The organism is Henriciella marina (assembly GCF_027213945.1).
GTDB classification, from domain to species: domain Bacteria; phylum Pseudomonadota; class Alphaproteobacteria; order Caulobacterales; family Hyphomonadaceae; genus Henriciella; species Henriciella marina_A.
Map to the genome: position 1 here is coordinate 330049 of NZ_JAPWGW010000001.1, position 15243 is coordinate 345291.

19 protein-coding genes are annotated in these 15243 nt (G+C 59.6%); 10 read left to right on the plus strand and 9 right to left on the minus strand.

The window, feature by feature from the left end; all coding sequences use genetic code 11:
- The first annotated feature begins 17 nt into the window (after positions 1-17).
- From O4G74_RS01595 to O4G74_RS01605, 3 genes are read left to right on the plus strand one after another with little or no spacing between them, the layout of a single operon-like run.
- A complete protein-coding gene (locus O4G74_RS01595; protein ID WP_269400918.1) occupies positions 18-512 on the plus strand; it encodes a hypothetical protein in 495 nt (164 codons plus the stop codon).
- A gap of 52 nt (positions 513-564) precedes the next feature.
- Positions 565-1605 carry a tryptophan--tRNA ligase gene (trpS, locus tag O4G74_RS01600; RefSeq protein WP_269400919.1) on the plus strand — a complete coding sequence of 347 codons (1041 nt, stop codon included), beginning with the start codon at positions 565-567 and terminating at the stop codon, positions 1603-1605.
- Positions 1606-1652: 47 nt separating this feature from the next.
- On the plus strand, positions 1653-2105 hold the full coding sequence (locus O4G74_RS01605) for a copper chaperone PCu(A)C (RefSeq protein ID WP_269400920.1): 453 nt from the start codon (positions 1653-1655) through the stop codon (positions 2103-2105).
- A gap of 30 nt (positions 2106-2135) precedes the next feature.
- Here O4G74_RS01605 and O4G74_RS01610 read toward each other — a convergent pair whose 3' ends face one another.
- Positions 2136-3368, minus strand: a complete 1233-nt coding sequence (locus tag O4G74_RS01610) for a polyhydroxyalkanoate depolymerase (protein ID WP_269400921.1) — start codon at positions 3366-3368, stop codon at positions 2136-2138.
- 66 nt (positions 3369-3434) lie between these two features.
- On the minus strand, positions 3435-4073 hold the full coding sequence (locus tag O4G74_RS01615) for an SCO family protein (protein WP_269400922.1): 639 nt from the start codon (positions 4071-4073) through the stop codon (positions 3435-3437).
- 92 nt (positions 4074-4165) lie between these two features.
- Here O4G74_RS01615 and O4G74_RS01620 point away from each other — a divergent pair, with 92 nt between their 5' ends.
- Positions 4166-5563, plus strand: a complete 1398-nt coding sequence (locus O4G74_RS01620) for an ActS/PrrB/RegB family redox-sensitive histidine kinase (RefSeq protein ID WP_269400923.1) — start codon at positions 4166-4168, stop codon at positions 5561-5563.
- Between the two features lie 2 nt (positions 5564-5565).
- Positions 5566-6138, plus strand: coding sequence for an ActR/PrrA/RegA family redox response regulator transcription factor (locus tag O4G74_RS01625; RefSeq protein ID WP_119379532.1), 573 nt, complete (start codon positions 5566-5568; stop codon positions 6136-6138).
- Positions 6139-6267: 129 nt separating this feature from the next.
- Here the strand turns inward: O4G74_RS01625 and nth are convergent, their stop codons facing one another.
- Positions 6268-6987: an endonuclease III gene (gene nth / locus O4G74_RS01630; RefSeq protein ID WP_269400924.1), complete on the minus strand. Its 720-nt coding sequence runs from the start codon at positions 6985-6987 to the stop codon at positions 6268-6270.
- An 81-nt stretch (positions 6988-7068) separates the two neighbouring features.
- On the opposite strand from nth, the gene O4G74_RS01635 reads away from it, so the two are divergent.
- Together O4G74_RS01635 and O4G74_RS01640 are read left to right on the plus strand one after the other, a co-directional pair.
- A complete protein-coding gene (locus tag O4G74_RS01635) occupies positions 7069-7554 on the plus strand; it encodes a DUF2244 domain-containing protein (protein WP_269400925.1) in 486 nt (161 codons plus the stop codon).
- Positions 7555-7654: 100 nt separating this feature from the next.
- Positions 7655-8986 carry a cytochrome P450 gene (locus O4G74_RS01640; RefSeq protein WP_269400926.1) on the plus strand — a complete coding sequence of 444 codons (1332 nt, stop codon included), beginning with the start codon at positions 7655-7657 and terminating at the stop codon, positions 8984-8986.
- A gap of 87 nt (positions 8987-9073) precedes the next feature.
- Here the strand turns inward: O4G74_RS01640 and O4G74_RS01645 are convergent, their stop codons facing one another.
- From O4G74_RS01645 to O4G74_RS01655, 3 genes are all read right to left on the minus strand, one after another.
- The gene (locus tag O4G74_RS01645; RefSeq protein WP_269400927.1) at positions 9074-9844 is read right to left on the minus strand and encodes an SDR family NAD(P)-dependent oxidoreductase; all 771 of its coding nucleotides are present in this window, start codon (positions 9842-9844) and stop codon (positions 9074-9076) included.
- A 59-nt stretch (positions 9845-9903) separates the two neighbouring features.
- Positions 9904-10071, minus strand: coding sequence for a YdcH family protein (locus tag O4G74_RS01650; protein ID WP_119379528.1), 168 nt, complete (start codon positions 10069-10071; stop codon positions 9904-9906).
- A 115-nt stretch (positions 10072-10186) separates the two neighbouring features.
- Positions 10187-10888 (minus strand): GGDEF domain-containing protein, encoded by a 702-nt coding sequence (locus O4G74_RS01655; protein ID WP_269400928.1) that lies wholly within the window; start codon positions 10886-10888, stop codon positions 10187-10189.
- A gap of 109 nt (positions 10889-10997) precedes the next feature.
- Here O4G74_RS01655 and purE point away from each other — a divergent pair, with 109 nt between their 5' ends.
- The gene (gene purE / locus O4G74_RS01660) at positions 10998-11489 is read left to right on the plus strand and encodes a 5-(carboxyamino)imidazole ribonucleotide mutase (protein WP_269400929.1); all 492 of its coding nucleotides are present in this window, start codon (positions 10998-11000) and stop codon (positions 11487-11489) included.
- Positions 11486-12559: a 5-(carboxyamino)imidazole ribonucleotide synthase gene (locus O4G74_RS01665; protein WP_269400930.1), complete on the plus strand. Its 1074-nt coding sequence runs from the start codon at positions 11486-11488 to the stop codon at positions 12557-12559. The genes purE and O4G74_RS01665 overlap by 4 nt, the downstream gene beginning before the upstream one ends.
- 34 nt (positions 12560-12593) lie before the next feature.
- Here the strand turns inward: O4G74_RS01665 and O4G74_RS01670 are convergent, their stop codons facing one another.
- From O4G74_RS01670 to O4G74_RS01680, 3 genes are all read right to left on the minus strand, one after another.
- Positions 12594-13049 (minus strand): helix-turn-helix domain-containing protein, encoded by a 456-nt coding sequence (locus O4G74_RS01670; RefSeq protein WP_269400931.1) that lies wholly within the window; start codon positions 13047-13049, stop codon positions 12594-12596.
- Between the two features lie 147 nt (positions 13050-13196).
- Entirely contained in the window at positions 13197-14135 is a 939-nt protein-coding gene (locus O4G74_RS01675; RefSeq protein ID WP_269400932.1) for a DUF481 domain-containing protein, read from the minus strand.
- Between the two features lie 41 nt (positions 14136-14176).
- On the minus strand, positions 14177-14812 hold the full coding sequence (locus O4G74_RS01680) for a COQ9 family protein (RefSeq protein ID WP_269400933.1): 636 nt from the start codon (positions 14810-14812) through the stop codon (positions 14177-14179).
- 77 nt (positions 14813-14889) lie between these two features.
- Here O4G74_RS01680 and rpsU point away from each other — a divergent pair, with 77 nt between their 5' ends.
- The gene (gene rpsU / locus O4G74_RS01685; RefSeq protein WP_051076837.1) at positions 14890-15147 is read left to right on the plus strand and encodes a 30S ribosomal protein S21; all 258 of its coding nucleotides are present in this window, start codon (positions 14890-14892) and stop codon (positions 15145-15147) included.
- Positions 15148-15243: the final 96 nt, after the last annotated feature.

The following is a 15243-nucleotide window of genomic DNA, read 5'->3' on the forward strand; positions in this document are numbered from 1 at the left end:
AGAACGATATTGGGCGGATGAAAGCTGAATTTGGCACGCTTGTAGTTAGTTTTTGCGGATTTTCGTCGAGCTGCGCCGCTAGTCCGGACTTCGCTGACAGCCGGGCATTTGTTCCTGTTTGGCAATCTGAGGTCGAGACATGCACAACCGACCAAGCGACCGAGGTCGATTTTCAAACAGTCGTGGCAGGCCAGCATTTTGAAGATGGATGCGTTAGGATCGTCGCATATTCAGCCGGCATTGTGCTCGTCAAACGACGATCCGATCTTTCAGTAGAAGCGATCGTAAGCAGCCGTCGGTTAGACGACCGCCGAATTGGCGTATCTGGTTCACCGCAAATGTTTGAGAAACTTCGAGCCGTGGAGGGCCAAATGGTGCGTGTTTCTGGCTCACTCTATGACTGCTCTGATCTGCTTATTGATGATCCCTCGTTCGTCTCCGGGTACTGCCACTACCACTTGCGCGGTCCGGTGATCGACATCCGTGAGATTGAAGTGACCAATAGTAGGTAAGCAACATCAAGGGGGCTAGGCGTAGGCCCACCCATCCGCTAAACGCCCCGCCATGAGCGAGCAAGACACACCGACCTATACCGGGCCCAAGCGGGTCTTTTCCGGTATCCAGCCCACCGGCAATCTCCACCTTGGAAATTACCTTGGTGCCCTGAAGAAATTCACCACGCTGCAGAATGATGGTTGGGACTGCGTCTTCTGTGTCGTTGACCTGCACGCCATCACCATGCCGTTTGACCAGTCGCAGCTGGCCAACCAGACCCGCCAGATCGCAGCCGCGATGATGGCGAGCGGCGTCGATCCCGACAAGTCGGTTCTGTTCGCACAGTCCTCGGTACGTGTGCACACCGAACTTACCTGGATTTTCGACAGCGTTGCCCGCATGGGCTGGCTGGAGAAGATGATTCAGTTCAAGGAAAAGTCCGGCAAGGACGCTGAGCGCTCTTCGGTCGGCCTCTTCAACTATCCGGTGCTACAGGCTGCGGACATCCTTGCCTACAAGGCGACACACGTGCCGGTCGGCGAAGACCAGCGCCAGCATCTTGAGCTCTCGCGTGACATCGCAGACCGTTTCAACCGCGACTATGGCGCGCCGGGTTTCTTCCCGCTTCCAGAAGCCCTGACCGAAGGCCCCGGTGCCCGGATCATGAGCCTCAAGGATGGCACCAAGAAAATGTCGAAGTCCGATCCGGCGGAGAATTCGCGCATCAACCTGATCGACGACGCCGACACGATTGCGAAGAAAATCAAGAAGTCGAAGACCGATACGCTCGGCGACATGCCGACCGATATCGACGGTCTCGAAGGACGCCCCGAAGTCGCAAACCTTGTCGGCATCTACGGCGCGCTTGCAGGCATGAGCGACGAACAGGTTCTCGCCGAGTATGGCGGCAAAGGATTTGGCGTTTTCAAGCCAGCGCTTGCTGATCTCGCTGTCGATCACCTAGCCCCGATCACCACCCGCATGCGAGAGCTGATGGACAATCCGGATGAAATCGATGCCGCTCTTCGTATCGGCGCCGAACGGGCTGAAGCTATTGCCGAACCGGTGATGGAAGAAGTTCGGCGGATTGTTGGATTCTGGCGTCCTTAAGCCTTGCGCCTTCACCCTCAAGCTCCCCTCTCGTGAAAGACACCTCAATGAAACGCCTTTCTGCCCTGCTTATCGCCCCCGCTCTCATCGCTGCCTGCAGCCAGTCTGCTGAATCCGATGGCCCGGTGCTCTCATATGAAGACGCTTTCATCATGGCCCCGATTGCCGGACGCGATGTCACCATGGGCGGGATCGAGATTTCGGTTGAAGGCGTTAGCGTCACGCTGACGGGCGCCATCTCCGATATCGCCGGCACTGTCGAGATGCACACGATGGAGATGAATGACGGCACGATGCAGATGCGTCCCGTAGAGACATTCGAGATCGCTGACGGTGAGACCCTCACGCTGGAGCGCGGCGGCAACCACCTGATGTTCTTCGGCCTCGTCGAAGACCTCTCAGCCGGCGAAACAGCGAACATCTCTTTCAGCTTTGAAACTGAAACTGGCGAAACGCTTACATTGGAAGCGGAAGCAGAGCTTCGCGCCCAAGGCGAGTAAATCCCACCAAGCCGGGCGCGCAGGCGAAAGCTAGCGCGCCTTGGCTACATGCTGCTGGAACTTGATCACCCGCGGCACGATCTGCTGGCGGAATTTCGACCCATTGAATACGCCGTAATGGCCTACGCCGGGCTGCACATAGTCTTCCTTCAGCGCCTCTGGAATATTGGTACAGAGGTCGTGCGCAGCCTGTGTCTGACCGATACCTGAAATATCGTCCAGTTCGCCCTCAACCGTCATCAGGCCAACAGACGAGATCGCCTCAGGCTTGACGAGGCGCTGATCACGGTAGCGGTATTCGCCCTTGGCCAGCAGTGCTTTCTGGAACACGCGCTCGATCGTCTGGATGTAGAACTCCTCAGTCAGGTCCAGCACGGACAGGTATTCATCATAGAACGCCTGATGCTTTTCGGCGCCATCTTCATCCCCCTCGATCAGGTGCTCGAAGAAGCGGTGCTGCGCATCGACGTGCCGGTCCCAGTTCATGTGCATGAATGAGCTAAGCTGGATAAAACCTGGATAGACCCGGCGGCCAGCACCTGCCCATGGCAGCGGCACCGTGTGGATCATCTTGGAGCGGAACCAGTCGAGGCTACGCTCTTCTGCCAGAAGATTTGGCACGGTCGGTGAGCGGCGCGCATCGATAGGAGAGCCCATGAACGTCATGGTTGCGGGCAGTGCGTCGGCGCCGTCCTCTGCCATCATCGAGATAGCAGCGAGCACGGGCGGGCCGGGCTGACAGACAGCCAGCACGTGCGCCCCCGCGCCCAGGAAAGCCAGCATGTCCTGAATGTGGTCAATATAGTCGTCGAGATCGAAGCGGCCGAACCAGATCGGCGCCATCCGCGCATCCGTCCAGTCGGTGATGTAGACATTATGGGTCGGCAGGAAGGCTTCGACCGTGCCGCGCAGCAGCGTCGCATAGTGCCCAGAGAGCGGCGCAACGATAACGAGGTCCGGACGATTAGCGGGCGCACCAGCGGTCTCGAAATAAACAAGCTGGCACCATGGCGAGGACCACGCCGTGACAGGCATCACCGCATGAGACTTGCCATTGATCTCAGTCGTGTCGATCTGCCATTCGGGTTTGCCGTAATAGCGCGTCGCGCGCTCGAACACGTTGGCCGCCGCCGCTATGGCACGGCCTGCATCCGTGTCGCGCGCCGGGTTCATCGGCGAACTCCAGAAGGATGCGGTAGCCTTGGCCTGCAATCGCAGCGGCGCCATGGCCGCGCGGTTCATTTCAACAAGAGCGTAGAGCAAAGCGTTACCTTCCGTATGCTGCAGCGCAACATAGGCGGGTCGGCGAGCTTTGGCAATCAGCCCGTGCTAGCCGAAGATTGTCTCAAGACATGAAGCCATTTCATCCGGATTGGTGATCGTCTCCGAGAAGAAGGTTTTCAGCTTCCAGTCCGGGCCCATCACATAGATCAGCGATGTGTGGTCCATAGTGTATTCGGCCACGCTTTCTGGCGTCTCGACACGTGAGAAGGCCGCGCTGAATTCATTCGCAACCGCTTCGATTTCTTCTGGTGTGCCGGTCAGTCCCACAAGGCCCTCCGGGAACGCATTGCTCTGGACATAGTCAGCCAATGCCTCCGGCGTGTCGCGCTCGGGGTCGACGCTGATCAGCAGCGTTTGCGGGCGCTCCATTTCCTCAGGCAAGCGGCTATAGGCATTGTTGATCGCCACCAGCGTGCCCGGGCATACATCAGGGCAATAGGTGAAGCCAAAATAGACCAGAGATGGCTTACCCATGAAGTCTTCCTGGGTGACGCGCTCGCCCGTATGCATGGTCAGCTCGAACGGACCGCCAATCTCTTCATAGGCGCGGGATGTACATCCCGCGACGGGCCCGCCTGACCTCGCCGTTTCGCCTGAAGCTGCGGTTTCACCTGCCTCGTTCGCGCCGCTACACGCTGCTGCGAGGAGGAAAGATGCTAAGAGAATTGTCGATCTGATACGCATGCGGCTACGTATGCTTTGGACAGGCGCTTCGATCAAGACGGCGCCGCGCCGCTACAGTGTCGCATCCCGCGGCACAGCCGAAAGGGGCAAGGATGGACGACGCCCATGCGTCTCGAGAAGGAATAGAGCAGGCACTTTACAGCCTGCTGCCGACCGGGCTTGCCGGCGTGGACGCCGCGCGTGGACGCGCCCGCCTGCGCACGCTGACAACGCTCCGCTGGCTTGCGGTCGGGGGCCAGACCGCCGCCGTGCTCTTCGTCAATTTCGTACTTGGCTTCGACGTGCCGCTCGGCCCCTGCCTGACCGTTATCGCGGCGTCTGCATGGCTGAACGTCTTCCTTTCTTTCGCGATGCGCGACCAGGTCTTGCTGAAAGGGTGGGAGGCGGCGCTGCAGCTTTGTTTCGACACGGTGCAACTGGCGCTTCTGCTTGGCCTGACCGGCGGGCTATCCAACCCGTTCCTTCTCTTCCTCCTTGCGCCCGTCACGGTTGCAGCGAGCAGTCTTCGCCCGCGTTATTCAGCACTCATCGCCGGGTTGGCCATTGTCCTCGCAGCCATCATGCCGGCCTTCGCGCTAGATCTGCCATGGTACCCGGTTAGCAGCCTTAACCTGCCCGCCCTCTTTGAGTGGGGTCATTTCGCTGCCTTCCTGCTCGCCATCGTGTTCTTTGCCGTGTCCTCCGTCCGTCTCAGCGAAGACGAGGCTCGGCTTGTGCGCGCGATGGATGCCGCCTCGGTCGTCATGGCGCGCGAACAGAAACTCTCGGCGCTCGGTGCGATGGCCGCGATGACCGCACATGAGCTAGGCACCCCGCTCGCAACGATCCACCTTGTCGCCAAGGAGCTTGCTGGCGACCTGAAGCCTGACGATCCCCACCACGACGATGTTCGCCTGATCGCAGAGCAGGCCGACCGATGCCGCGATATCCTGCGTCAGCTCAGCCGCTCAAGAGAGGCGGAGGACATCGTTCACGCCAACATGCCACTCTCCAGCCTGGTCGAAGAAGCCGCCGCGCCTTTCAGGGGGCTCGGTGTCACGCTCAATGTTACCTGGTCCGCTGGCGAGAATGGCGAGCCGCGCATACCCACGATCCGCCGAAGCCCTGAAGTCCTGCACGCCCTCGGAGCTTTCGTTGAAAACGCAGTCAGCTTTGCCGATAGCCACGTTAAGGCGGCCGCCAGCTGGACCGACAAGCAGTTCATGGTGACGGTGAGCGACGACGGGCCCGGTTTCGCCCCCGATGTCATGCCTAAACTTGGAGAGCCCTACGTTTCACAGCGCGGAGAGGCCCACCTGCATGGCGGCGACATGGGGCTCGGTTTCTTCATTGCGAAGACACTGATCGAAAGAACGGGCGGGCGAATTGCGACGCGTAATCGCACCCCGCCGCTTAAAGGCGCAATTGTACAGGCTGTCTGGCCGCGAAGCGCACTGGAAAGCTTGGAATCCGAACGAATGCAAATAAATGGTCCCACAGTGGAGACTTGATCATGGACTACAACGTTACCGTAAAAATTCATGAGGCCCTCAAGGATGTTGAGGACCGGACTTGCCTGATACTTGATGATGACGGCCCATTTCTACAGCGCCTCGCGCGCGCCCTGACGCAGCGCGGCTTTCTCGTATCGGCCGTGTCAAGCGCGAGCGAAGCAAAAGACATCGCCCGGATGAACCCACCTGCTTTCGCAGTGCTGGATCTTCGCCTGGAGGATGGATCTGGTCTCGATGTCGTCGAAACATTGCAGCAGTACCGCCCTGATGCACGCGCAGTGATCCTCACCGGCTATGGCGCGATTGCGACCGCTGTTGCCGCGGTCAAGGCCGGCGCTGCTGACTATCTCGCCAAGCCAGCCGAAGTCGAGGACATTATCCGCGCGCTCGTGAACAAGGGCGACAGCCTGCCGGAGCCGCCGGAAAACCCGATGTCAGCAGACCGCGTCCGTTGGGAACACATCCAGCGCGTCTATGAGCTCTGCAATCACAATGTCTCGGAAACCGCTCGCCGCCTGAACATGCACCGCCGCACCCTGCAGCGCATCCTGGCGAAACGCGCCCCGCGTTAGGCCAGCTAACCTGGCGTATGCGGCTTCGTCCTTCGACGGGCTCAGGATGAGATAACGCTAGTGACACGCTTCCCATAGACCTTACCCCGAGCCTCTTGAAGGGCGAGGTCCATCTCCCATTCTGGGCGCCTAGTCCTTCGGCCCCAGATCAGACTCCTTCCGCGCAGGGTCAGGCGTCTTGTCCTTGAACTTACAGATATCACTGATCGTACACAGCCAGCATTTCGGCTTGCGCGCCACGCAGACATAGCGACCGTGCAGGATCAGCCAGTGGTGCGCGCCCTTCTTGAACTCGTCCGGCGTCACGCGCTCCAGTTGGTCTTCGACCTCGTCAGGGTTCTTACCGGGCGCGAGGCCCGTTCGGTTTGAAACGCGGAAGATATGCGTATCGACGGCGATGGTCGGCTGCCCAAAAGCCTCGTTAAGCACCACGTTCGCTGTCTTTCGACCGACGCCCGGCAGCCGTGTCAGCTCATCGCGCGTTTGCGGCACTTCGCCGCCAAACTCCTCGATCAGAAGCTCACAAAGCGCAATCACATTCTTCGCCTTGTTACGCCAGAGGCCGATCGTCTTGATGTGATCGGCGACGCCCTCTTCGCCCAGTGTCAGCATCGCCTCTGGTGTATCAGCGATCTCGAAAAGCTTCTTCGTCGCCTTGTTCACGCCGACATCGGTCGCCTGCGCTGACAGGGCGACGGCAACAACCAGCGTGAATGGGTTGTGATAGTTGAGCTCTGTTTCAGGCGCGGGCCTGTCCTCGGCCAGCGCGGCATAAAGCTGCGCCGTCTTCTCAGGGCCGAGCGTTGGGGACCGGCGCTTCCTGCGGGTTTTCGTCGGGGTCTTTGCCATAGGCCGTGGTGTATATGCCGCGGCGCTGCGATCAAGCGTCAACTTGTCAACGCTCGCTGCGATCGTATTTCCTAGCCTGCGATGACTGAAAACCACTCACCCGTCTACTTCGATGCCACGCTGACGCCACATACGGCGCTCAGCCCGCGGGCCTTTCTGGTCGTCATGGGCCTGGTCGGTCTCATGAGCTTCGTTGGCGGCATGATATTCCTGTCAATGGGCGCGGTACCTGTCATCGCCTGGTTCGGTCTAGACGCGCTCGCCATCTGGCTCGCCTTCCGGGCCAGCTTTCACAAGTTGCGCCAGGAGACCCGTATCGAAGTGACGGCTGAGCGGATTGCCATGTCTCACACCGCCCCCGGTAAAGATCCGCGCCGTGTCGAACTGCCAACTGGTTTCGCCCGTCTCTCCCTCGATTTCCCGGAACGCAAGCCAAGCGAACTGAAGCTCGCCCATGGTCAGCAGGCCTATGTGATTGGGCGTTTCCTGACGCCGGGTGAAAGAAAATCCCTGCACAGCGCCCTGAAATCCGCCATCGAGAAAGCCCGCGCCGAACGTTACGCGTAAAAAATGACGCCTGCGTCATGGTTTTTTCATTCTCTCTGTGTTACCTTTGGTGAGGTTCAAGAAAACTCACCGGAACACCGGGAGATCAGGAGGCAAAGACATGGCTGATACCGCAACAAAGATCCCCCACAATGTAGAGCGCCCAAAGACGACGGGCCGCGAAAAACTGATGGAATTCCATCTCGACCGTGACGCCCCGATCCCGTCACCTGAAGATGTCGACATGAAAACGTTCGACATCCTCGACCCGGAGCTCTGGCGCCGCGACGCCCATTGGGACTTCTTCAAGTGGATGCGCGACAATGATCCGGTTCACTACACGCCGGACAGCTTTGCTGGCCCGTACTGGTCCGTTACGCTCTATGACGATGTCCGCGACGTTGATATCGACCACAAGCGCTTCTCATCGTCCTGGGAATATGGCGGCATCACGCTTGGCGCGCCTTTCGATGATTTCGAACTGCCGATGTTCATCGCCATGGATGAGCCGCGCCATTCCGAACAGCGCAAGACCGTGCAGCCAGCGGTCGCCCCGAACATGCTCAAGGAATTCGAGCCGCTGATCCGCTCGCGGACACAGGGCCTGCTCGACTCCCTCCCAGTCAATGAGCCGTTCGACTGGGTCGACACCGTCTCGATCGAGCTCACTACCATGATGCTCGCAACCCTGTTCGACTTCCCGTTCGAGGATCGCCGCAAGCTGACCCATTGGTCTGACGTGGCGACGAACCCGCACAATCCGGACATCTGTCCCGGCGGCCTTGACCAGTGGAAGCAGGAACTCATGGAGTGTCTGACTACGTTCATGGGCATCTATCAGGACCGTCAGTCCAAGCCGGTCAAGAATGACCTGATGAGCCTTCTCGCACACGGCGAGAAGACCAAGAACATGACGCCGATGGAGCTGCTCGGCAACGTGATCCTGCTCATCGTTGGCGGCAATGACACGACCCGTAACTCGATGACGGCATCGGTTCACGCCCTCAACAAGTGGCCAGACCAGTTCGATAAACTGAAAGCGGACCCATCGCTCATCCCGAACATGGTGTCGGAAGTGATCCGCTGGCAGACGCCGCTTGCCTATATGCGCCGCACCGCGCTTGAGGATGTCGAACTGCGTGGCAAGACGATCAAGAAGGGCGAACAGGTCGCCATGTGGTATGTTTCGGCCAACCGCGATGAGCGTTTCTGGGACGAAGACCCATACCGCCTCATCATCGACCGCAAGCAGGCCCGCAACCACATCTCTTTCGGCTTCGGCATTCACCGCTGCGTCGGCAACCGCCTGGCAGAGCTGCAGCTGCGCATTCTCTGGGAAGAGCTTCTGGAACGCTTCGAGCATATCGAAGTCCTGGAAGAGCCAGAGCGCAATGCCCATTCCTTCGTAAAGGGTTACACTTGGATGCCGGTCATACTGCACCCGAAAAAATAAGCCTTTACACCCTCCCCGAAACTAAAAGCCCCGCAGACCGTCAGGCCTGCGGGGCTTTTTTTTTCCTTGGTACGCTGAAAGGCGCGCCTAGTCTTCAAAGTCGTCGATAATACCGCTGAGGCGCGAGCGACCGCCATCCATGACCAGCGTTTCGCCTGTAATGATCGCCGATTTCGGCGAAGAGAGATACAGCGCGGCCTCTGCAATCTCGTCGGCAAGACTGGCGCGGCCAAGCGGTGTACGTTTGCGCAGTGATGGGTCTTCACTCTCGGCACGTGGACGCAGGGCGCAGATCGCGTTCACCCGGATACCTTTGGATGCCAGATCTACGGCGCCTGCCCTCACGACACCCAATATCGCATGCTGCATGACCGCGTCGGCAAAATCCCCCTCACTCACTTGCTGGGCAGATAGCGAAAGCACGAATGTGACCGAACCAAGCTGCTTCTTGCGGCCGAGTGTTTCACCCGCCTCATCGACGCGTTTGGCGACATGGCGTTCAAACATTTTCAGGATGAGGATCGAGGTACGTAGCGCTTTGGTGTGCGCCTTCTCGAAATCCGCCACATTGAGTTCGGTGAAAGCCGTCTTGGGCGGAATCGGCGGAACAGCGACGATGTGATCGACCTGACCGTAGGCTTCCAGTGCGGCGGCCAGCGCATTCTTCACCCCGATTTGGGTATCGAGGTCTTCCTGATGGACGATCGCCCTGTCGCGCAGGCTATCGGCGAACTTCTCGACCCGCTTCTGACTCTGGTCACAGGCCACAACGGCATGGCCTTCATCAGCGAAACGCCGGGCTACAGCCTCGCCAGTCATCTGGCCGAGTCCGAGAATAAGGGTAACTGGCTGGTCCATCTGGGCTCCTGATCCGGCAGGAAGCGCCCCACCGGATCAGGTAACGCCAAACTGCCAGACTAGTTCGGTTTGAGGTGGTGAAGCTCTTCCTTGATCTTGAGCTTACGGCGTTTGAGATCGTGAAGCCGGGCTTCATCCGCGGCGGGTCTCTTCTGCTCCTGCTCAATCTCCTCATCAAGACGCTGATGGCGACTAGAGAGTTCGGAGATACGTCCTTGTAGTGACATGTATCATGCTCCTTTCTTGCTGATGAGAAAACTGTGCTTTTGAGGTCACAGTAAATCACATCAGAAAAGGTCGGTCACGTGGATTCAACGAAAAATCGTCGGCATGAAGAGGATTTCATTTCGGTGTCCGGCGGCGTTCGGTTTTTGAGCGGTACATCGCTTCATCCGCTGCTGCGATAAGGGCATCGGCGCTCACCCGGCCATCCCACTGGACGATCCCGCAGGACGCTCCAAGCGACACAGGTTCCCCCGTTCTCCCGTCCGGGGCAGTAATGACCATATCGCTGATCAGCTTGGTAAGTTCAGTGGTCTTTGCCTCTCCGTCGCTACGCAGCGCATGAGACAGGATCACGCCGAACTCATCGCCGCCCAGCCTGCCGACAATATCTGTTTCGCGGATGTTGGAGTTGATGAGCTTGCAGACAGATTTCAGCGCCTTGTCGCCCGTCGCATGGCCGAAGCGATCATTCACCAGCTTGAAGCGATCAAGATCTATATAAAGAAGACAGAGCGAGCTTCCGTGCCGACGGGAGAGCGCCATTTCGCGCGAGATCTCGCGCACAAAGGCTCGGCGATTGAAGACCGGACAGAGCGCGTCGCGATCAGCAAGCGCCTCGGAGAATGACAAGGCACGGTGGAGGCGCGCTTCCTGCCCCCTGAGGTACAAGACTTCCTCAGCCAGTGCGCGAAGCCCCGCGTCTACTTTAAGGTCGCCGGAAGTCAAAGGCAGGTCCAGCGCGTCCAGCATTTTTTCCGCTGGCGTCGCTGCACGTCTGATCTTGCCGCTTTGGGCAAGTTGCTCACCTGGTCTGTCCATCCGCCAATTATAGGATGTAACGGGCCTTGCGGCCAGCAGAACAGCACGTCTTGACGCCAGAGGGCCGACCTCTATGTTCTGCCGCTTCCTGAAAGAGGGGCGCCAGACAATGACTGCATCCCAACCAAGCGTCGGCGTAATCATGGGCAGCCAGTCAGACTGGCCTGTCATGAAGCTTGCCTGCGATACGCTCGAGCAATTGGGTGTCGCCCACGAGGCCCGTATCGTCTCGGCTCACCGCACGCCTGACCGTCTGTCGGAATACGCAAAAAGCGCACGTGATCGCGGCCTGAAAGTGATTATCGCAGGCGCAGGCGGCGCGGCTCATCTGCCCGGCATGACCGCCGCAATGACACCACTTCCCGTTCTGGGTGTCCCGGTAAAATCACGCGCCCTGAAAGGCATGGATAGCCTTCTTTCCATCGTCCAGATGCCAAAAGGCGTTCCGGTGGGTACGCTGGCGATTGGCGAAGCGGGCGCCGTCAATGCCGCTCTTCTCGCGGCATCCATCATTGCATTGAATGATAGCGACGTTGCCGCCAGGCTCGACGCCTATCGCAAGGCACAGACCGACAGTGTCGGCGAGGCGCCAGAGGAATGAGCCCGCTTCCAGCTGGATCAGTAATCGGCATCCTTGGCGGCGGCCAGCTCGGCCGCATGTTGGCGAGCGCCGCCGCCAAGCTTGGCTTCGATGTGAATATCTTCTGCCCCGGCGACAGCCCGCCCGCCGCACGCGTCGCGGCCGGCCACTGGGACGCAGACTATGACGATGAAACCGCGCTCAGCGATTTTGCCCAGAGTTGCGATGTCATCACCTACGAGTTTGAGAATATCCCCGTCGCATCGGTCGCATACCTCGTTTCGAAGGGCGCGATCGTCCGGCCCGGCGTCAAATCGCTCGAAGTCTCACAGGACCGACTGGCCGAAAAACAGTTCCTCAACGCCATAGGTATCGAGACGGGCGCCTTCGAACCGGTCGATAGTGTTGAACAGCTGAAGACCGCACTTGAGACGCTCGGCGGCGACGGCCTCCTGAAGACCCGCCGCGACGGCTACGATGGCAAAGGTCAGGTCCGCGTGAAGTCAGGTGACGACCTTGCTGCCGCTTACCGGGAAATCCGCGAAGCGCCTGCCATTCTTGAAGCGCTTGTCCCGTTCGAGCGGGAAATTTCGGTCGTTATTGCGCGCGCCGCCGATGGGTCAATGACAGCCTTCGAACCCGGCAAGAACGACCATGAGAACGGAATTCTCAAACGATCGACCGTGCCTTGTGGCCTGCCGGGTGACGTTGTCGCCCGCGCCCGTAAACTGGCCGAGGCCCTTGCGACAGAAACGGGCCACATCGGCGTCCTCGCGCTGGAGCTTTTCGTTCTGGAAGACGGCACGCTACTCGCCAATGAAATGGCCCCGCGCGTTCACAATTCAGGTCACTGGACCCCCGAAGCCTGCGCGACTGGCCAGTTCGAACAGCACATCCGCGCGGTCGCCGGCTGGCCACTTGCCCCCGTGACCCGTCACTTTGATGTCGAGATGGAAAACCTGCTCGGCGAAGAAGCCCTCGCCCCTCCGCAAAGCTTTGCCGAGGGCACAATCCTCACCCTCTACGGCAAGCGCGACGCCAAACCCGGCCGCAAGATGGGCCATGCCGTCAGGCGGACTGGGCGCGCTTAGCGGCCCCTCGCGCTGGGTCCGGAGCGGCTTTTCGCTAAGCCGGGCCCCGCTGTCTCTCATAGTGGCCGGCAAGTGCGACGATCATGACGGCGAGGGCATGTCCCGCTAGACCGACAGTCCACCACATCGCCGGGACGGCCATGACAAACAGGTTCTGCTGGGTGACCCCGATCGCAAGGAAGATCAGCATGCCCAGTCCCCAGCTTCCCAGGTGAATCCAGAAGGAGAGCTTGAGCGCCGCAAGTCCCTCTGCGTGGGTTCGGACAGCCGCCTCCGCGGCTTCGGACTTCGCATCCACCGTCAGCGTCATGGCATCGACGTTGAAAGCAGCCGCCACTGCCTTGATCGACTCACCAGAGGCCTGCTCGCCCTTTTCGATGCGCTGGACAGTGCGAAGACCGATCCCGGCAAGCTCTGCCAGGTGCTCCTGCGACCAGTGACGTTCCTCGCGCCAGCGCTTTATTTTCTCTGCATCGGCCCTGAATTGCATGACCTCATTCCTTTCGGTTGGCTGTGTTTAAGCTGAACCGGAAGAAAGCCCAAACTCGCACCGTCAGGCCACGCCACCGGGCCGCCAGCGACCCGCCAGAGGCATGACAACCTCATGCCAGCGCGCCGCCAGTCTGCCCGGTCCTGTCTAGTATTTGTACTTCACATTGAAGCGCAGGATCCTGTCGAGGCTCTCGCTTTTCAGGGGCGGATTGGATTCATAGCGCACATCATAGGAAAGCCCCGCCTGCACATGGTCTGAGACATCGGTATTCATGCGCAGCGTAGGGTGGACCGTAGACGTCGGCCCCGAAAAGTTGACCTTCGTATCCAGCTCCAGCGTCCAGTCCTCATCGATGAGCCAGTCGAACTCTGCTGCGCCATAGAGACCGATGGAGCCGACCGTGCCGTCCTTCTTCGCGATATCGAGAAACCGGTAACCCGGACCGAACTCACTGCGCAGCGTCATGGCCGCGCCCTGTATCAGGTACGCGCCCGCCCCGACGCCAGCGAATGCGTCGGTTTTGAACCCGGCAAAATCATCACGCGCAAACGAGCCGCGCACATAGCCGAAATAGGCATCGGTCCAGAGCGTATCGAGCTGGTAGGATGCGCCCCAATTGTTCTGGCTGTCGACCCCATTGGCCTCTGCCATGTTCGCATACGTTTCAAGGCGGTGGATCTGGGAGCGACGTTTCAGGTTCAGCTTGCCCTGCAGCCCAAGGAATAGCGTATCGGTATTGCCTTTGGTTTCAGCGGCACTCAGCGAGATCTCACCATTGCGGTCTTCCCAATAGTCTACCCGCTCAAACCTTGCTGGCTGCGGCGCTGGCACGACGACTGGCTGAATTCGCAGTGGCTCCACAGGCAGTTTCAGGTCTTCCACAATCGCATCGATTTTCTGGGCATGCTGCGGATAGGCCATCTTCGCAGCGGCCGTCACCGCCTCCAGCTGGGCGGGGTCATGCGTATTCATCGCGGCGGATATCATCCGGTGAACAGCGCGTGGCAGCTCTTCAGTTTCGAGGCTTACAATGGCCGGGGCGCCGCCGCCTGCGATTGCGGGCGCGAGAAAAAGGTCGAACATGCCTTCGATCCAGTGGTCTGATTGGGACGTTTCGGGCCCTCTTACCCGGCGTCTCCCCGCCCGCGCAACCTGTCCAGCAGCTCAAGACCCGGCTTCGCGATCTTTGAGCCCCACTTGCCGAAGGTCATCGCATTCTCGAGACGCTTTTCTATAAAAGCGTCGAGGTCCGCCTCGTCAGGCTCATTCTGCCAGTAGAGCACGATAGGTGGAAGGACGGCCGATAGCAGGCCGCGCTTGGTTTCACGGTTATAGTCCGTCGCCGTGTCACCCGCCGCCGTCCAGATCGCATCGGCTGTCTTCCACGTCCGCTTGGCGGCGTCTGGCGCGTTCCATGGCAGAACGCCGCGCGCAGAGGCCCGCTTCACGGCCTCGCGGTGCGGCTCCAGCGCGCCCAGCCAGGCCCTGATCCCGGCTGCCACTTTCTCATGCGTGCGAAGCACCGAGAGGTCCTCGGCCTCCAGCGCTGCCTGCATGTCCTCCTCGGCCCGGTCGAAGAAGCGCTCAAGCAGGTCGCTGACACCGTTAGGGGCCGCCAGTGCAGTTTCTTCGGAACTTAATCCGGCCTCGCGCGCTGCTAGGGTAACGGCTCGATCCGTCCACCCCATGTCAACCACATGCGGAAGCAGCGTATCGAGCCACTTATCCTGTAGTCGTATCGACGGGCGTTGTGCTGTCATTGCTGGCTCCGGGAGTAGGCAAGCTCAAAAATTGGTGTTATAGGCGCGCCTTCACAAGTATCTGATCACGCCAGACTATGTCTCAGTTGGCTCTACCGGCTGGGAAAACAAATGGAGATTTGAACATCGTACAGATCGTCGTCCGCGACAACAATGTCGAACAAGCCCTTCGCGCGCTGAAAAAGAAAATGCAGCGTGAAGGCCTCTTCCGGGAAATGAAATCCCGCACGCATTTCGAAAAGCCTTCCGAAAAGAAGGCTCGCCAGAAAGCAGAAGCTGTGCGCCGCGCTCGCAAACTTGCTCGTAAGCGCGCCCAGCGCGAGGGTCTGGCCTAGAACCAGACCGCCTATCTGGCGTGAAATCAGCCCCTTCGGCCCTGGCCGGAGGGGCTTTTTCATGTCTGACACTGCGCGGCCGCCAGGACACAGCGC

What these genes read in the sequence shown, in the direction of transcription:
- O4G74_RS01605 (WP_269400920.1), top strand. Translation starts at nt 1,653, where the DNA reads ATGAAACGCCTTTCTGCCCTGCTTATCGCCCCCGCTCTCATCGCTGCC.
- O4G74_RS01595 (WP_269400918.1), top strand. Translation starts at nt 18, where the DNA reads ATGAAAGCTGAATTTGGCACGCTTGTAGTTAGTTTTTGCGGATTTTCG.
- nth (WP_269400924.1), bottom strand. Translation starts at nt 6,987, where the DNA reads ATGGCAAAGACCCCGACGAAAACCCGCAGGAAGCGCCGGTCCCCAACG.
- O4G74_RS01635 (WP_269400925.1), top strand. Translation starts at nt 7,069, where the DNA reads ATGACTGAAAACCACTCACCCGTCTACTTCGATGCCACGCTGACGCCA.
- O4G74_RS01665 (WP_269400930.1), top strand. Translation starts at nt 11,486, where the DNA reads ATGAGCCCGCTTCCAGCTGGATCAGTAATCGGCATCCTTGGCGGCGGC.
- O4G74_RS01625 (WP_119379532.1), top strand. Translation starts at nt 5,566, where the DNA reads ATGGACTACAACGTTACCGTAAAAATTCATGAGGCCCTCAAGGATGTT.
- O4G74_RS01680 (WP_269400933.1), bottom strand. Translation starts at nt 14,812, where the DNA reads ATGACAGCACAACGCCCGTCGATACGACTACAGGATAAGTGGCTCGAT.
- rpsU (WP_051076837.1), top strand. Translation starts at nt 14,890, where the DNA reads ATGTCTCAGTTGGCTCTACCGGCTGGGAAAACAAATGGAGATTTGAAC.
- trpS (WP_269400919.1), top strand. Translation starts at nt 565, where the DNA reads ATGAGCGAGCAAGACACACCGACCTATACCGGGCCCAAGCGGGTCTTT.
- O4G74_RS01620 (WP_269400923.1), top strand. Translation starts at nt 4,166, where the DNA reads ATGGACGACGCCCATGCGTCTCGAGAAGGAATAGAGCAGGCACTTTAC.
- O4G74_RS01645 (WP_269400927.1), bottom strand. Translation starts at nt 9,844, where the DNA reads ATGGACCAGCCAGTTACCCTTATTCTCGGACTCGGCCAGATGACTGGC.
- O4G74_RS01655 (WP_269400928.1), bottom strand. Translation starts at nt 10,888, where the DNA reads ATGGACAGACCAGGTGAGCAACTTGCCCAAAGCGGCAAGATCAGACGT.
- O4G74_RS01670 (WP_269400931.1), bottom strand. Translation starts at nt 13,049, where the DNA reads ATGCAATTCAGGGCCGATGCAGAGAAAATAAAGCGCTGGCGCGAGGAA.
- O4G74_RS01640 (WP_269400926.1), top strand. Translation starts at nt 7,655, where the DNA reads ATGGCTGATACCGCAACAAAGATCCCCCACAATGTAGAGCGCCCAAAG.
- purE (WP_269400929.1), top strand. Translation starts at nt 10,998, where the DNA reads ATGACTGCATCCCAACCAAGCGTCGGCGTAATCATGGGCAGCCAGTCA.
- O4G74_RS01615 (WP_269400922.1), bottom strand. Translation starts at nt 4,073, where the DNA reads ATGCGTATCAGATCGACAATTCTCTTAGCATCTTTCCTCCTCGCAGCA.
- O4G74_RS01650 (WP_119379528.1), bottom strand. Translation starts at nt 10,071, where the DNA reads ATGTCACTACAAGGACGTATCTCCGAACTCTCTAGTCGCCATCAGCGT.
- O4G74_RS01675 (WP_269400932.1), bottom strand. Translation starts at nt 14,135, where the DNA reads ATGTTCGACCTTTTTCTCGCGCCCGCAATCGCAGGCGGCGGCGCCCCG.